At 65.7% G+C, this 675-nt stretch carries 1 protein-coding gene; it reads left to right on the forward strand.

Going from position 1 to position 675, the window contains the following annotated elements:
• Positions 1–675, forward strand: a 675-nt coding sequence (locus ACXJKJ_RS30735) for a LysR substrate-binding domain-containing protein (RefSeq protein WP_457395278.1), incomplete at both ends; no start/stop codon positions are given.

Consider the following 675-nt stretch of genomic DNA (forward strand, 5'->3'; position numbering starts at 1 on the left):
CTGCTGCACCGGACCACCCGCCGGCTGGGCCTGACCGAGGCCGGGTCGGTCTACCACGAGCATTGCCAGCGCATCRCACGCGAGCTGGAAGAAGCCGAAGGCGCGGTCAACCAGCTGCAGTCCGGCCCACGTGGCTGGCTGCGTTTCACCGTGCCCTACTCGATCGGCATCACCTGGATCGCACCGCTGCTGGGCGAATTCCATGCGCAATATCCGGAAATCCAGCTGGACATGCACCTGGGCAACGAGAAGCTGGACCTGATCGCCGGCGAAGCCGACCTTGCCTTGCGCGTGGGCACCCTGCCCGACTCCAACCTGGTGGCGCGCAAGCTTGGCAGCCTGCGCACGCAGGTGTTCGCCAGCCCGGCCTACATCGAACGCTATGGCGAGCCGCTGCATCCGGACGAGCTGCAGTTCCATCGCATCCTGGCGATGCGCAAGGCACGCAACCTCAACAACAACCGGTTCTTCTGGCAGCTGGGCGAAAACGGTGGTGACCTGCGCGATTTCCCGGTCAATCCGCTGCTGGTCGCCAATGACCCCTCGGCGTTGAACGGCGCGCTGGTGTGCGGCGAAGGCCTGCTGCTGACCGGTGATGTGATGGCAAAACCCTTCGTCGAATCGGGCATGGTGCGGCGCGTGCTGGCCGGCTGGACCGGACCGGAGGTGGACTTC

The organism is Roseateles sp. P5_E1 (assembly GCF_054049335.1).